The following is a 13,398-nucleotide window of genomic DNA, read 5'->3' on the forward strand; positions in this document are numbered from 1 at the left end:
CCTCATGAAATTAAATATAAGGGACACACTATGTCTAATAAAACAACTGGTATCGTAAAATGGTTTAACGAAGAGAAAGGTTTTGGTTTCATTACTCAAGACAACGGCGGTGCTGACGTATTCGTTCACTTCCGTGCTATCGCTTCTGAAGGCTTCAAGACTTTGGCTGAAGGCCAAAAAGTCTCTTTCGATGTTGAACAAGGCCAAAAAGGCCCGCAAGCTGCGAACGTTGTAGCCTTATAATTACGAAGAGTAATCTTCTGAAAAAATGCTGGCGATAGCCGGCATTTTTTATATCATTAATGCGCAGCCTCCGCTCTTAACCCACTCTTCCTAGAAATTCGTCCCTCGACTCGAATCTCGTCCCTAGCTCTTGCTTTACCCATAGAGGACCTCAGGGCCAAGGACCGCTCTTAACCCGCTTTTCCTAGAAACTCGTCCCTCTAACCCCGTTCCTAGCTCTTACTTTTCCGTACAACTTTTTCACGCCCTGACAGCCAAATCCTGCACATATTAACAACCTACTCAAATGATCGTTGCGGATCCCGCACAGAATAAGGGATGATCAGCTTGTACAGCTTTTGGACAACATGAACTCAAAAGCTCCATTCTAGTCATATCACGGCAATGAACGCAGGGATGAATAGCGTAATATCAACCCTATAAATAAATGAGCGAAAAAAAGCATTAGGATCATCACAACCCTAATGCTTTCTTATCGTTAACTTATAATGTGTTGCAGCGTTATTCCATATCAACCGTCACACCAGACAGCATGCTATTTGCACGCTGATCTTTATTACCCACTTTGATCATCAGTCGCAGATCATTGGCTGAATCGGCATGGTGCAAGGCATCTTGCTCAGTGATTTTTCCATTGCTGAACAACTCATACAATGACTGATCGAATGTCATCATGCCCGACTGAGTAGATTTCGCCATGGTGTCTTTAATTTCATGTAATTCACCACGACGGATCAAGTCCGCGACTCGTGGGGTGTTGATCAGTAACTCAAAAGCACCATGCCGCCCCATCCCATGGGCGTCCGGGATCAACTGCTGAGCCAGAATACACTTGAGATTAAGTGACAGATCAAACAAAAACTGCTCACGGCGCTCTTTCGGTACAAGGTGAAGAATCCGTTCCAGTGCCTGGTTGGCATTATTGGCATGCAGTGTCGCCATGCACAGGTGCCCAGTTTCCGCAAAGTTCATTGCGTATTCCATGGTCTCCGGAGTGCGGATCTCTCCGATCAAAATCATATCTGGCGCTTGACGCAAGGAATTCTTCAGCGCGACATCATAGCTTTCAGTATCGAGCCCGACTTCGCGCTGGGTAACAATGCACTGATTATGCTTGTGAACAAACTCAATGGGATCTTCAACCGTCAAAATATGGCCGCTACGGTTGTTATTTCGATACCCAGTCATTGCCGCCATCGAGGTTGATTTACCCGACCCCGTTGCTCCAACAACCAAGACGAGCCCCCGCTTAGCCAATGCCATTTTTTGCATATCCATTGGCAAATTCAGGGCAAAGATATCCGGAATTTCCGTTTCAATTCGACGGATCACCATACCCGGCAACTCGCGCTGCCAAAAAGCACTGACTCGAAATCGGTTCTCACCGCGAACCAACGCAAAGTTGGCTTCTTTGGTCGTCTCGAATTCAACTTTCAGGCTCGGATCCATTGCTTCTTCAAACATCCGATCAACCGCCGCACGATCCAGCAGTTCACCAATTGGATGTAAGTTACCATCAATCCGCAATAACGCCGGAGAATCGACCGTGATATAAAGATCAGATGCGCGACTCGTGGCCATTTCATTGAGTGCATTTTGTAATGTCATAAGACTGCCTTCATGGTCTTTAAAATTTCACGGTGCTGCTATCTACAACACGCCGGCCTTCTTCTGCTTCAACTAGCCCCTGGGCCACCAGCATTTTTACACTCTGCTCCATGGTCTGCATCCCCATTGAAGATCCGGTTTGGATCATCGAATACATCTGAGCGACCTTATCTTCACGGATCAGATTTCGAATTGCAGGGGTTGCCATCATCACTTCATGTGCTGCCATCCGGCCACCACTGATACATTTAAGCAAACTCTGCGAGATCACCGCCCGTAATGACTCCGATAGCATTGAACGTACCATCGATTTATCACTGCCAGGAAACACATCAATGATCCGGTCAACCGTTTTGGCGGCTGAACTGGTATGCAGCGTCCCCAAAACCAAGTGACCTGTTTCTGCTGCAGTCAATGCCAAACTGATTGTTTCCTGATCACGCAATTCCCCCACCAATATCACATCAGGGTCTTCACGCAATGCCGAACGTAGTGCGTTTTGGAAACTGTGGGTATCACGATGAACTTCGCGTTGATTAACCAAGCAGCGTTTACCGGTATGGACAAATTCCACCGGATCTTCAATGGTCAAAATATGACGATTGAAATTCTCGTTAATGTAATCCACCAAGGCCGCAATGGTGGTTGATTTACCGGATCCCGTCGCCCCTGTCACCAACACCAGACCACGCTGACAATTGGCAATGTTGTAAAAGACATCCGGGACATTTAGCGACTCAAGGGTAGGAATTTTCACCGGGATAGTTCGAAATACAGCGGCACATCCCCGCCCTTGATGAAAAGCATTCACACGAAAGCGGCCAACATTGGGGAGCTCAAAAGAAAAGTCGACTTCCAGTTTCTCTTCAAATTCACGTCGTTGTGAATCATTCATGATGTCGAATACCAAGCGATGCACCTCACCATGCTCTAAAGCAGGTAAGCTTAGCTTGCGTACATCACCATCTACCCTGATCATAGGAGGCACCCCTGCAGAAAGGTGCAGATCAGAAGCATTATGTTTTACACTAAAGTCCAGTAGTTCGGTGATATCCATACATTTCCCCATAGAATCAATTATGAATAGTATCAAACAAAATATTGAGCAGGTCATCTCTCAGATCGACCTAGCAACAGAAAAATGCGGTCGAGATGCCGGATCCGTGCAACTTCTGGCGGTAAGCAAGACCAAACCTATAGCCGCCATCGAAGAAGCCATCATAGCTGGCCAGTATGCATTCGGTGAAAACTACGTCCAAGAAGGCGTTGAAAAAATCCAGCACTTTGCCACAGGTCATTATGCCCAGCCACTTTGTTGGCACTTTATCGGCCCGATACAGTCAAACAAAACCCGGCCGATTGCTGAACATTTTGACTGGGTTCATTCCATCGACCGCGCAAAAATTGCTCATCGCCTAAGCGAGCAACGCCCGGCAAACCTGCCGCCATTGAATGTGCTGCTGCAGGTCAATACCAGCGGAGAAGACAGTAAGGCAGGGCTGGACTTTGATAGTGTTGCCGCCCTAGCCGATGAAGTCGCGGCGATGCCCAATTTAGTCTTGCGCGGATTGATGTCAATCCCAGAACGCGCCGATGACTATAACAGCCAGCTGGCTGCGTTCAATAGCTTATCAGACGCCCTTGAGGTTCTGAAAACCAAGCACCCGCAACTGGATACCCTGTCGATGGGGATGAGCGGCGATCTCGACGCCGCGATCGCCGCAGGCAGCTCTATCGTTCGTATCGGTACTGCGATTTTCGGGGCGCGTGATTATTCAGTAAAACAATAACAAGACGTATAATGAACCGGTAATTCCCTACCCGGATCGATACCTAGAAGGATTTAACATGGAACAACGTACGATTGCGTTCATTGGCGCAGGCAACATGGCCCGCTCTATTATCGCCGGTCTGGTGGCGAGCGGTTATGCCCCGGATAAAATCACTGCAACAGCCCCAAGCCCAGCACGCCGGGAGCCACTGGCACGTGATTATGGTATTCATACCACTGATGATAACCTGCAGGCCGCCTCAACGGCCGATGTGATCGTGCTGGCAGTGAAGCCACAGCTGATGGCAAAAGTCTGCCACCAGCTGCAGATCCTCGACTTTTCAGGTAAGCTCGTGATCTCTATTGCCGCAGGGATCAACGCAGCACGGCTCAATGAAATGCTAGCGACCAAACTGAATTTGGTACGCGTAATGCCAAACACCCCGTCCTTGATCGGAAAGGGGATGAGTGGTCTATATGCGGGTGTCGATCTCAATATCAATGACCGCCGCTTTGCTGAAAACTTAATGCAGGCTGTTGGTGAAGTATGCTGGGTTGAACAAGAAGCAGGGATTAACGGGATCATTGCCGCTGCCGGTAGTGCACCCGCGTATTTCTTCCTGTTTATGGAAGCCATGCAGGCCGAAGCCATTCAACAAGGCTTCAGTGAAGAGCAGGCCCGCCAGCTGATTCAACAGTCCGCACTCGGCGCGGCCGAGATGGTCGTAGCAAATCCAAATACGGCACTTTCGACGCTGCGTGAGCAAGTCACCTCGAAAGGGGGCACCACCGCCGAAGCAATCCGTACTTTTAACGATCACCAACTTAGTGATACCGTAGCCAAAGCAATGCGTGCAGCCGTTACCCGCGCGCAGGAAATGGAAAAATTATTTTAAGGTTCTCCCTATGACACCATTAGATTTTCTCGTTAGTACGTTATTTCAACTTTATACCACGGTTGTGCTACTGCGAATTTGGTTGCAGTGGGCAAAAGCAGATTTCTATAATCCGTTTTCCCAATTTATCGTGAAAGCAACACAACCAATAGTGGGCCCTTTACGTCGCATTATTCCGTCAATTGGCTCTCTGGATATGGCAACATTAGTGTTTGCCTATGTACTATGCCTCGCAAAAATTAGCCTGATTTTATATTTAGGCAATTACGCGCTTGATACTCAAATATTCTGGCTTGCTGTGCTATCTCTAGTAAAAGCAGCCGGTAGCTTAGTCTTCTGGGTACTGCTACTACGTGCGATCCTAAGCTGGGTCAGCCAAGGTCGTAGCCCAGTTGAATATGTTATGCATCAACTGACTGAACCCATGACGGCACCTATCCGCCGCGTCATACCGGCAATGGGTGGCTTGGACCTTAGTGTATTAGTATTGTTCCTTTGCTTGCAGTTTGCGAATGTCGTTATGGCAAATTACATGCCGGGTTGGACTCTAGCTTTCCTATGAGTGCCATAACTCAAAGCGGTGACGATCTGGTGATCAGGCTGTATATACAGCCCAAAGCCAGTCGCGATCAACTGGTGGGATTACATGGTGAAGAACTAAAAGTCGCCATTACAGCCCCTCCCGTTGATGGCAAGGCCAATGCCCATTTAACCAAATACCTGGCCAAGCAGTTCCGGGTGGCCAAAGGACACGTTATTATCGAAAAAGGTGATCTTGGCCGCCATAAACAAGTCCGGATTGAATCCCCAAGGGAGATCCCGGAGCCCATCGCGGCTTTGCTATAACGTAACACCACATCAGCCCGGGTTTCAGTAACGAACCTGGGCTGATTGCTATTGGCAACAGACTATTTATTATATTCAAGCCGCTTGGGTATATACTCAATGGATGCAGTACCCACTCAGTGATCAGGGATTATCTCTGCGACAGTGAGTATCATAAGGACAACACTATGCCCCGTACTCTTAGCCTCTTGCCTCTGCTAATGATTGGCTTGCTGCCCAGCCTACCAGCTCATGCTGAACAGTTTAAGCATATCGGCGATCTGGAAGTCCATTACTCCAGCTTTCCATCAACCTTCCTGACCCCAGACATTGCTAACAACTACAACATCCAACGCAGCCGCTATTCAGCAGTGATCAATATCACCGTACTCGACAGCAGCCAACCGGGTAAACCTTCTGTTTCTGCAGTGCTAACTGGTAAAGCTAAGAATCTGATTGGCCATACTAAAACGCTTTCATTTCGTGAAATTCACGAAGGCAAAGCCATCTACTATATTGCTGAAATCAAGCATGCCAATGAAGAACAATTCAACTTTTTAATTGATGTGTCACACAATGGTACCCAGGGAAACCTCGATTTTAAGCAAACGTTTTTTGTCGACTAGCCGCATTGTCACACTAAAAATAATCATGGGAGCCTGCTGGCTCCCTTTTATTTTTCGGGCAGTCCTATAAGATAGCGCCCCATATTGGGTGGCACCGACTACCCCTTTACGACTTCCCGAGGAACAGCAATGAGCAAATTGGTACTGGCTACTGGTAATCAGGGCAAAGTGAAAGAGATGGCAAGCCTGTTGGCTGACTTTGGTTTCGATGTCGTTGCTCAGAGTGACTACAATGTGTCCTCTGTGGCTGAAACTGGCACGACCTTTATTGAAAATGCCATCATTAAAGCCCGTCACGCAGCCAAAGAAACGGGGTTACCAGCCATTGCCGATGACTCAGGTCTAGAAGTTGATTACCTAAAAGGGGCGCCGGGGATTTACTCTGCCCGATTTGCAGGTGAAAACGCTTCAGATCAAGCCAATATCGACCTGCTTCTACAGCAGATGGAAGGCGTACCAGCAGAACAGCGTACCGCTCGCTTCCACTGTGTGCTCGTTATGATGCGCCACGAGAATGATCCAACCCCGTTGGTCTGTCACGGTAGCTGGGAAGGCAGCATCCTAACAGAATGCCATGGCGAAAATGGTTTTGGTTATGATCCAATATTCTGGGTTGAAGATGACCAATGCGCCTCAGCGGAACTCGCACCAGCCCGTAAGAAACAGCTGTCGCACCGTGGCAAAGCATTAGCTCAGCTATTTTCTGCCCTAAAGGACGCGTAAAACATGCTACTTCCACCACCACTGAGCCTGTATATTCATATTCCATGGTGTGTCCAGAAATGTCCTTATTGCGACTTTAACTCACACGCAATGAAGGCTGAGATCCCCGAGCTCGATTATATCGATGCGCTGATCGACGATCTGGAAACCGATTTGGCCGCTTACGGCCTGAACCAGACAGATCGCAAACTGCATTCTATTTTTATCGGTGGTGGAACCCCAAGCCTGATCTCCCCCCCCGAGATTGGCCGCCTGCTCAATGCAGTACAGACTCGGATCCCATTTTGTGATGATATCGAGATCACCATGGAAGCCAACCCGGGTACAGTAGAAGCGGGTCGCTTCAGTGCCTATCAGTCTGTTGGGGTTAACCGAATCTCTATCGGGATCCAGAGTTTCCAAGATGACAAACTGCAGCGCCTCGGCCGGATCCACGGCAGTGCCGAAGCGATTACAGCGGCCAAACTGGCGGCAGAGGCCGGGCTGGAGAGTTTCAATATCGACTTAATGCATGGATTGCCGGATCAAAGCATCACAGATGCTCTGTCGGATCTGAAGCAGGCAATTGCTCTGAATCCGCCACACCTGTCATGGTATCAACTGACCATTGAACCCAATACATTATTTTATTCAAAGCCACCAACGCTACCTGATGACGATGATCTGTGGGATATCTTCGAGCAAGGTCACCAGATCCTCGCTGATGCGGGTTATGTTCAATATGAAATATCAGGTTATAGCAAACTGGGTAAGCAGTGCCGCCATAATCTTAACTACTGGCAATTTGGTGATTACCTCGGCATTGGCTGTGGCGCCCACGGCAAGATCAGCTTTGCCGACGGCAGCATTACCCGTACCGTCAAGGTCAAGCATCCACGCGGCTACCTCAACCCAAGCAAACCATATCTGGATCAAGAAACACAGGTGGAGGCCAGTGAGCGTCCATTTGAATTTTTCATGAACCGATTCCGGTTACTCGAAGCCTGTCCGAAGCAGGATTACGTTGAACGTACTGGACTCGCGCTCAGTTCCATTGCCGAACCAATCGCATGGGCAATAGGCAAAAACTATCTGACTGATAATGGTGCTCATTGGCAAATCACCGAGCACGGTAAGTTGTTTCTCAATGATCTGCTGGCCGCCTTTGTCGACGAGGAAGAAGAGGACGAATAGCGATCTCGCGGGGAGTGTCTTTGCACTACCCGCGACTCAGCGATACATATCTGGTAATGGCTAATTGAGCGTGACGCTCTGCCATCGCTTAAGCGCGGGGATTAATGATTGAATTTCCGTTTCCTTGGCCTGACGAGCCGCCATCCGGTTACACAACTCATCATCAACAAGCTGCGAATGAGACAAGATATAAGGCAAATCCTCCAGCATCAACTGATGATAATCAGCCAGTGCAGCCATCTGCTCTGAGTTAAGCTTTACTTTGTGAATACCAAAATATAGCTGCCCAGATGACTTAATCAAAAACGTCTCTCCAGCCAGCTCTAAGCTCAGAGCCCCGTCTTGCAAGCTCATCCCATTGTGCCACTCAGGCTGACAAATAGGCTCTTGTGCGATAACACTGCTAGGGGCCAGCCCCATCGCCATGAGTAAACTCACACGCCTCCCCGCCAGCAACCATCGCGAACAATCCTTTCCTTTTCGTAACAACCTGTTCCATAACAACATAGGCATCTCCCAAATGATCGGGATCCCCTGCATTGATGAGGTTGTCCCGCTAAAAAATCGAACGACCAATACGATCGGCTAGCAGCTCCAGCGCCGCTGTTCCTGCCAGAGAATTTCCTGACGGATCCAATTCTGGCGACCATACCGCAATGGTCATTTCTCCCGGGACGATAGCCACAATCCCGCCACCAACACCAGACTTACCCGGCATCCCGACCCGGTAGGCAAACTCACCGGCGCCGTCATACAAACCACAGGTCGCCAGCAATGCATTCATTTGCTTACATTGAGTTTGGGTGATAATTGTTTTTTTTGCGCCCAAAGGAAGCCCTTTGTTAGCTAAGTAGCTGAATGTTCTAGCTAAATCAACACAGCTCATTTTTAAGGCACAATAGCTGAAGTAATTGGTCAGTACGGGCATCACTTCATTCTCGAAATTACCAAACGAGCGCATCAAGTAAGCGATGGATGCATTACGGTCACTGTGCAACATCTCTGAAGCGGCGACGACCTTGTCATACACAATGTGCGGATTACAGGCTAATCCCCGTACCAACTCCAGCATCCGGTACTGCGGTGCCGACAGTCGACTGTGCAGCAGATCTGACACCACTAGCGCCCCAGCATTGATAAAGGGGTTACGCGGGATCCCGTTCTCCAGCTCAAGCTGGATCATTGAGTTGAACGCCTGTCCCGAAGGCTCTTTGCCCACCCGCTGCCAGATTTCCTCCGGCTCGTACAGACTCATTGCCAACGTCAGGCTCAACGCCTTAGAGATCGATTGGATCGAAAACCCCTCTTGGCTGTCGCCCGCTTGGATAATCTCGCCGTCGTTATAACACACAGCGATCCCCAACTTGGTAGCAGGCACTTCCGCCAACGCAGGGATATAGTTGGCCACCTTGCCTTTTCCTATCAGCGACCTAACTTCATCTAAGATCGCAGTAAGCAACTGTTCTGTTGGCTTCATTTCGCATTCTCCAAGGATCAAAAAGCCAACACGAGGTTGGCTTCATTTTTCATTCTGTATGGCGCTCAGCAATGGCTGCTAGGGTGTCAGGCGCTTATTCAGTGCGCTCAAACTTCATGTCCCACACGCCATGACCCAGGCGGTGACCACGCGCTTCAAACTTCGTTAGCGGGCGATCGTCTGGACGGGCAATATAATCGCCGTCAGTTGCCGTATTACGGTAACCCGGAGCAATATTCATCACTTCAACCATGTGCTCAGCATAGTTTTCCCAGTCTGTCGCCATATGGAAGATGCCGCCAATTTTCAGCTTTTTACGTAGCATCTCTGCAAATTCAGGCTGAACAATACGGCGTTTGTGATGACGCGCTTTGTGCCATGGATCAGGGAAGAACAACTGTACGCAATCAAGACTACCATCAGGGATCATGTGTTCAAATACTTCAACACCATCGTGGCACATTACGCGCAAATTAGTCAGTTCCGCTTCTCCAGCTGCCATCAGGCAAGCACCTACGCCCGGACTATGGACTTCAATACCAATGAAGTTTTTCTCCGGGGCATTCTTCGCCATTTCAACCAGAGAGGCTCCCATACCGAAGCCAATTTCCAGTACCACAGGGGCGTCGCGGTGATACACCTCTTTCCAGTCCAGCATCTGCTGAGCGAAGTCGATACCCATTGTTGGCCAATGTTTCTCCATGGCCGTTTCCTGGCCCTTGGTTAAACGGCCTTCACGACGAACAAAGCTACGAATTTTTCGTACCAGTTTGCCGTCTTCGGTAAATTCAGTCAGGGTAACCTCACCTGACTTCTTTGAAACTTCGCTCATGCTTAATATCCAAACAAAAAAGAAACGGAACGGCATTATCCAAAGTTACAGCCTAAGTTCAAGTCTATCATTTGCGGCAAGCGCGACTTTATGATGCAATCATGCCAAAAATAAGGCAGCCAACAATGGTGTCTGCCAGTAAAGTGAGCTTGATACTGTGACTATTACCTTCTCTGATGCCATTTTAGCGTGGTATGACAAATTTGGCCGGAAAACCCTGCCTTGGCAACAAGAAAAAACGCCGTATAAAGTCTGGCTGTCGGAAATTATGCTACAACAGACCCAGGTCACCACGGTGATCCCGTATTTTGAACGCTTTATTGCTCGCTTCCCAACTGTCAGTGCACTGGCAGCGGCAGAGCAAGACGAAGTGCTGCACCTCTGGACAGGGCTGGGCTATTATGCCCGTGCGCGTAACCTCCACAAGGCCGCTCAATATATTGTCGAGCACTATAACGGCATCTTTCCAACCGATATTGATCACGTAATCGCCCTGCCGGGAATAGGTCGTTCAACCGCTGGGGCCGTGCTATCACTCTCGCTCAAGCAGCACCACCCCATCCTTGATGGCAATGTTAAACGCACCCTTGCCCGCTGTTATGCGATTGAAGGCTGGCCCGGCACTAAGCCTGTTGAGAATGCGCTATGGAAAATCGCCGAACATAACACCCCTGCTGACGGTGTTGAACGCTACAATCAAGCGATGATGGACATGGGAGCCATGATCTGTACCCGCAGTAAACCCAAATGCGAATTATGCCCGGTCGAAATACGCTGCCAAGCAAAGGCCCAAGGCCGTCAGGCCGATTTTCCGGGTAAGAAACCCAAGAAAACCATGCCGGAAAAACAAGCCTGGTTTGCCATTCTCCAGTGCGGTGAATACGTATGGCTGGAAAAACGTCCTCCCGCAGGGATCTGGGGCAGTTTATGGTGTTTTCCCCAACACGATAGTGATGATCTGAGCGAGATTCTCCATCAACGCCTTGGTTCATATAACCATCCCTCTATCGTGAGCGAGCAACTGCATGCCTTTCGCCATACCTTCAGCCACTATCATCTCGACATTATTCCTGTTCGGCTAATGCTGTCGCAGCGTCCGGATATGATCAATGACAGTACAGGCCAGTGGTATAATTTAAATCAACCACCAGAAATTGGCCTTGCCGCTCCGGTGCAGCAAATTCTCGAGAGTCTGCGCTACGAACTCAATCACCAGTAACACCCGTGTTCCAGAGTGTTGCGCTAGATGCTATCGCAACACTCTGGTATAACTAGCGCCATAGTCACGCCGCTTTAGATTAAGGAGCCATCCCATGAGCCGTACCGTATTTTGTGCCCGCTTGAAGAAAGATGCAGAAGGTTTAGATTTTCAATTCTACCCAGGTGAGCTGGGTAAGCGTATTTTCGACACGATTTCAAAAGAAGCCTGGGCCGAATGGCAGGGTAAGCAAACCATGCTAATTAACGAGAAAAAACTCAACATGATGGATCCTGAGCACCGTAAGCTACTGGAAACCGAAATGGTGAATTTTTTGTTTGAAGGACAGGATGTGATCATTGACGGCTATACCCCGCCAAGCCAATAACGCTATCATATTTTGTGTTATGGCCTGCCTTTTTACTCGCCAGATACAGCAAAGCCACTGATAATGACATCATTTGCGCCCTGCAAATGATGTTTTGCCCTCAATGGAAATTATGAAAACACACCTGCTGTTATTGTCACTGCTGCTACTTGGCGGCTGTAGTCGGGAGTTTATTGAAAGCTTCTATGACGTCAACTACTCCACCACTAACCGTTTTGCGACCAATCTTGCCCCATTACCAGGCCAGTACACCAAAGACGCGGCGGCCTTTGACACGTTGATGAACTCATTCAGCGGGCAGGTTAAACGCCATTGGGGTGACAATGATTCACTGGTTGCCAGTAAGCGCCAATACGTCAAATATACCGATGGTTACCTTAGCCGTGCCCATGTCGACTTTGAACGCGGGGTGGTCATTGTGGAAACGGTGGCGAAAACTGAGCCGGAAAGACACCTCAGAGAAGCTATTCGCAGTACCTTGCTGACACCTGAAGATCCAGGCGGTGTCGACCTGTATTCCGACTCAGCGATCAAACTGACAGGTAAACCCTTCCTCTATGGCCAAGTTCTTGACAATGAGGGCCAACCCATTGAATGGGGATGGCGAGCCACTCGCTTTGCTGACTACCTGCTAGCCGCAAAATTACAACAACGCACCGAACGCTACCATCAGGTTTACTATGTGGAAATCCCCATGGTGGCTGACCACGCCAATAAGCGTAGCTACAAATATGCCAGTATCGTTCGTGATGCCTCTCGCCGCTACGGCATCAGTGAAGATTTGATCTTCGCCATCATTAAAACTGAAAGCAGCTTCAACCCTTACGCGGTAAGCCATGCGAATGCTTACGGCCTAATGCAGGTTGTACCCAATACCGCAGGCGCTGACGTCTTTAAACTGGTAAAGCACCGCGCTGGTAAACCAAGCCCGGAATATCTCTTTGATCCAACCAACAATATTGATACCGGGACGGCGTATTTTTACCTGCTCCGCACTCGCTATCTAAAAGATATCAGGGATCCACTGTCGCTACATTACAGCATGATATCAGCCTATAACGGCGGTGCTGGCGGGGTATTAAAAACATTTAATGCCAATCGTAAACAAGCCATGAACAACCTGAATCATCTTCAGCCAAATCAGGTATATTGGGCCTTAACCAGCAAGCACCCCAAAGCGGAAGCTCGGCGTTACTTACAAAAAGTGACGACTTTCCAAAAAGAATTTCACCAAGGAAAAATGTAATCACACGGTAATAAAATCATCACCATCAAAGCAGAGCGTTCAAAAAGCAATCAACCAGTGTTGAGGGAATGTTTTTCTTAAAAAAATAGTTGACGTAGCGAGTGAAAAACCGTTTAATAGCGCTCCGTTGCCTCGATAGCTCAGTCGGTAGAGCAGAGGATTGAAAATCCTCGTGTCGGTGGTTCGATTCCGCCTCGAGGCACCATTTCTTCTTTTAGTGATGGTGCAAGCAACGAAAAATATAATTCCCCTTTAGTTCAGTTGGTAGAACGGCGGACTGTTAATCCGTATGTCGCAAGTTCAAGTCTTGCAAGGGGAGCCAAATTCAGTGTTAAGCTTTAGGGCTTGAGACTAAAAAGATTCGTGTGCCGACTTAGCTCAGTAGGTAGAGC

16 protein-coding genes and 2 tRNA genes are annotated in these 13,398 nt (G+C 48.7%); 13 read left to right on the forward strand and 5 right to left on the reverse strand.

All coding sequences use genetic code 11. The features are described from left to right. Nucleotides 1–30: 30 nt before the first annotated feature. A complete protein-coding gene (cspE, locus tag L4D12_RS24645; protein ID WP_428450488.1) occupies nt 31–243 on the forward strand; it encodes a transcription antiterminator/RNA stability regulator CspE in 213 nt (70 codons plus the stop codon). 501 nt (nt 244–744) lie between these two features. On the opposite strand, the gene L4D12_RS24650 is transcribed toward cspE, so the two are convergent. After that, nucleotides 745–1,851 carry a PilT/PilU family type 4a pilus ATPase gene (locus tag L4D12_RS24650; protein WP_428450473.1) on the reverse strand — a complete coding sequence of 369 codons (1,107 nt, stop codon included), beginning with the start codon at nt 1,849–1,851 and terminating at the stop codon, nt 745–747. Nucleotides 1,852–1,870: 19 nt separating this feature from the next. Further along, a complete protein-coding gene (locus L4D12_RS24655) occupies nt 1,871–2,908 on the reverse strand; it encodes a type IV pilus twitching motility protein PilT (RefSeq protein WP_428450474.1) in 1,038 nt (345 codons plus the stop codon). 22 nt (nt 2,909–2,930) lie between these two features. Here L4D12_RS24655 and L4D12_RS24660 point away from each other — a divergent pair, with 22 nt between their 5' ends. The 7 genes from L4D12_RS24660 to hemW all read left to right on the forward strand — a co-directional run bounded on the left by L4D12_RS24660 (nt 2,931) and on the right by hemW (nt 7,865). Then, nucleotides 2,931–3,641 carry a YggS family pyridoxal phosphate-dependent enzyme gene (locus L4D12_RS24660; RefSeq protein ID WP_428450475.1) on the forward strand — a complete coding sequence of 237 codons (711 nt, stop codon included), beginning with the start codon at nt 2,931–2,933 and terminating at the stop codon, nt 3,639–3,641. 58 nt (nt 3,642–3,699) lie between these two features. Next, nucleotides 3,700–4,518 carry a pyrroline-5-carboxylate reductase gene (gene proC / locus L4D12_RS24665; RefSeq protein ID WP_428450476.1) on the forward strand — a complete coding sequence of 273 codons (819 nt, stop codon included), beginning with the start codon at nt 3,700–3,702 and terminating at the stop codon, nt 4,516–4,518. 10 nt (nt 4,519–4,528) lie between these two features. Continuing rightward, entirely contained in the window at nt 4,529–5,080 is a 552-nt protein-coding gene (locus L4D12_RS24670) for a YggT family protein (protein ID WP_428450477.1), read from the forward strand. After that, nucleotides 5,077–5,364, forward strand: coding sequence for a DUF167 family protein YggU (yggU, locus tag L4D12_RS24675; RefSeq protein ID WP_428450478.1), 288 nt, complete (start codon nt 5,077–5,079; stop codon nt 5,362–5,364). The genes L4D12_RS24670 and yggU overlap by 4 nt, the downstream gene beginning before the upstream one ends. Nucleotides 5,365–5,531: 167 nt before the next feature. Further along, nucleotides 5,532–5,969 (forward strand): DUF4426 domain-containing protein, encoded by a 438-nt coding sequence (locus L4D12_RS24680; RefSeq protein ID WP_428450479.1) that lies wholly within the window; start codon nt 5,532–5,534, stop codon nt 5,967–5,969. A 129-nt stretch (nt 5,970–6,098) separates the two neighbouring features. Continuing rightward, nucleotides 6,099–6,692 (forward strand): XTP/dITP diphosphatase, encoded by a 594-nt coding sequence (locus L4D12_RS24685; RefSeq protein ID WP_428450480.1) that lies wholly within the window; start codon nt 6,099–6,101, stop codon nt 6,690–6,692. A gap of 3 nt (nt 6,693–6,695) precedes the next feature. Then, the gene (hemW, locus tag L4D12_RS24690) at nt 6,696–7,865 is read left to right on the forward strand and encodes a radical SAM family heme chaperone HemW (RefSeq protein WP_428450481.1); all 1,170 of its coding nucleotides are present in this window, start codon (nt 6,696–6,698) and stop codon (nt 7,863–7,865) included. Between the two features lie 60 nt (nt 7,866–7,925). On the opposite strand, the gene L4D12_RS24695 is transcribed toward hemW, so the two are convergent. From L4D12_RS24695 to trmB, 3 genes are all read right to left on the reverse strand, one after another. Continuing rightward, complete coding sequence (locus L4D12_RS24695) at nt 7,926–8,303, reverse strand: YggN family protein (protein WP_428450482.1); 378 nt, start codon at nt 8,301–8,303, stop codon at nt 7,926–7,928. Nucleotides 8,304–8,421: 118 nt separating this feature from the next. Continuing rightward, a complete protein-coding gene (gene glsB / locus L4D12_RS24700; protein WP_428450483.1) occupies nt 8,422–9,342 on the reverse strand; it encodes a glutaminase B in 921 nt (306 codons plus the stop codon). Between the two features lie 94 nt (nt 9,343–9,436). Next, entirely contained in the window at nt 9,437–10,174 is a 738-nt protein-coding gene (trmB, locus tag L4D12_RS24705; RefSeq protein ID WP_428450484.1) for a tRNA (guanosine(46)-N7)-methyltransferase TrmB, read from the reverse strand. 157 nt (nt 10,175–10,331) lie between these two features. Here trmB and mutY point away from each other — a divergent pair, with 157 nt between their 5' ends. The 5 genes from mutY (at nt 10,332) to L4D12_RS24730 (ending at nt 13,328) form a co-directional block, all read left to right on the forward strand. After that, the gene (gene mutY / locus L4D12_RS24710; protein WP_428450485.1) at nt 10,332–11,393 is read left to right on the forward strand and encodes an A/G-specific adenine glycosylase; all 1,062 of its coding nucleotides are present in this window, start codon (nt 10,332–10,334) and stop codon (nt 11,391–11,393) included. Between the two features lie 94 nt (nt 11,394–11,487). Next, on the forward strand, nt 11,488–11,760 hold the full coding sequence (locus L4D12_RS24715) for an oxidative damage protection protein (RefSeq protein WP_428450486.1): 273 nt from the start codon (nt 11,488–11,490) through the stop codon (nt 11,758–11,760). Between the two features lie 112 nt (nt 11,761–11,872). Next, nucleotides 11,873–13,006: a membrane-bound lytic murein transglycosylase MltC gene (gene mltC / locus L4D12_RS24720; protein WP_428450487.1), complete on the forward strand. Its 1,134-nt coding sequence runs from the start codon at nt 11,873–11,875 to the stop codon at nt 13,004–13,006. Between the two features lie 129 nt (nt 13,007–13,135). Further along, nucleotides 13,136–13,211, forward strand: a tRNA-Phe gene (locus L4D12_RS24725). Between the two features lie 41 nt (nt 13,212–13,252). Then, a tRNA-Asn gene (locus L4D12_RS24730) sits at nt 13,253–13,328 on the forward strand. Nucleotides 13,329–13,398: the final 70 nt, after the last annotated feature.

Source organism: Photobacterium nomapromontoriensis (assembly GCF_050336815.1).
GTDB classification, from domain to species: domain Bacteria; phylum Pseudomonadota; class Gammaproteobacteria; order Enterobacterales; family Vibrionaceae; genus Photobacterium; species Photobacterium nomapromontoriensis.

Bases quoted from the DNA above. Each gene is read 5' to 3' on its own strand.
- cspE (WP_428450488.1), top strand. From the start codon at position 31: ATGTCTAATAAAACAACTGGTATCGTAAAATGGTTTAACGAAGAGAAA.
- L4D12_RS24650 (WP_428450473.1), bottom strand. From the start codon at position 1,851: ATGACATTACAAAATGCACTCAATGAAATGGCCACGAGTCGCGCATCT.
- L4D12_RS24655 (WP_428450474.1), bottom strand. From the start codon at position 2,908: ATGGATATCACCGAACTACTGGACTTTAGTGTAAAACATAATGCTTCT.
- L4D12_RS24660 (WP_428450475.1), top strand. From the start codon at position 2,931: ATGAATAGTATCAAACAAAATATTGAGCAGGTCATCTCTCAGATCGAC.
- proC (WP_428450476.1), top strand. From the start codon at position 3,700: ATGGAACAACGTACGATTGCGTTCATTGGCGCAGGCAACATGGCCCGC.
- L4D12_RS24670 (WP_428450477.1), top strand. From the start codon at position 4,529: ATGACACCATTAGATTTTCTCGTTAGTACGTTATTTCAACTTTATACC.
- yggU (WP_428450478.1), top strand. From the start codon at position 5,077: ATGAGTGCCATAACTCAAAGCGGTGACGATCTGGTGATCAGGCTGTAT.
- L4D12_RS24680 (WP_428450479.1), top strand. From the start codon at position 5,532: ATGCCCCGTACTCTTAGCCTCTTGCCTCTGCTAATGATTGGCTTGCTG.
- L4D12_RS24685 (WP_428450480.1), top strand. From the start codon at position 6,099: ATGAGCAAATTGGTACTGGCTACTGGTAATCAGGGCAAAGTGAAAGAG.
- hemW (WP_428450481.1), top strand. From the start codon at position 6,696: ATGCTACTTCCACCACCACTGAGCCTGTATATTCATATTCCATGGTGT.
- glsB (WP_428450483.1), bottom strand. From the start codon at position 9,342: ATGAAGCCAACAGAACAGTTGCTTACTGCGATCTTAGATGAAGTTAGG.
- trmB (WP_428450484.1), bottom strand. From the start codon at position 10,174: ATGAGCGAAGTTTCAAAGAAGTCAGGTGAGGTTACCCTGACTGAATTT.
- L4D12_RS24715 (WP_428450486.1), top strand. From the start codon at position 11,488: ATGAGCCGTACCGTATTTTGTGCCCGCTTGAAGAAAGATGCAGAAGGT.
- mltC (WP_428450487.1), top strand. From the start codon at position 11,873: ATGAAAACACACCTGCTGTTATTGTCACTGCTGCTACTTGGCGGCTGT.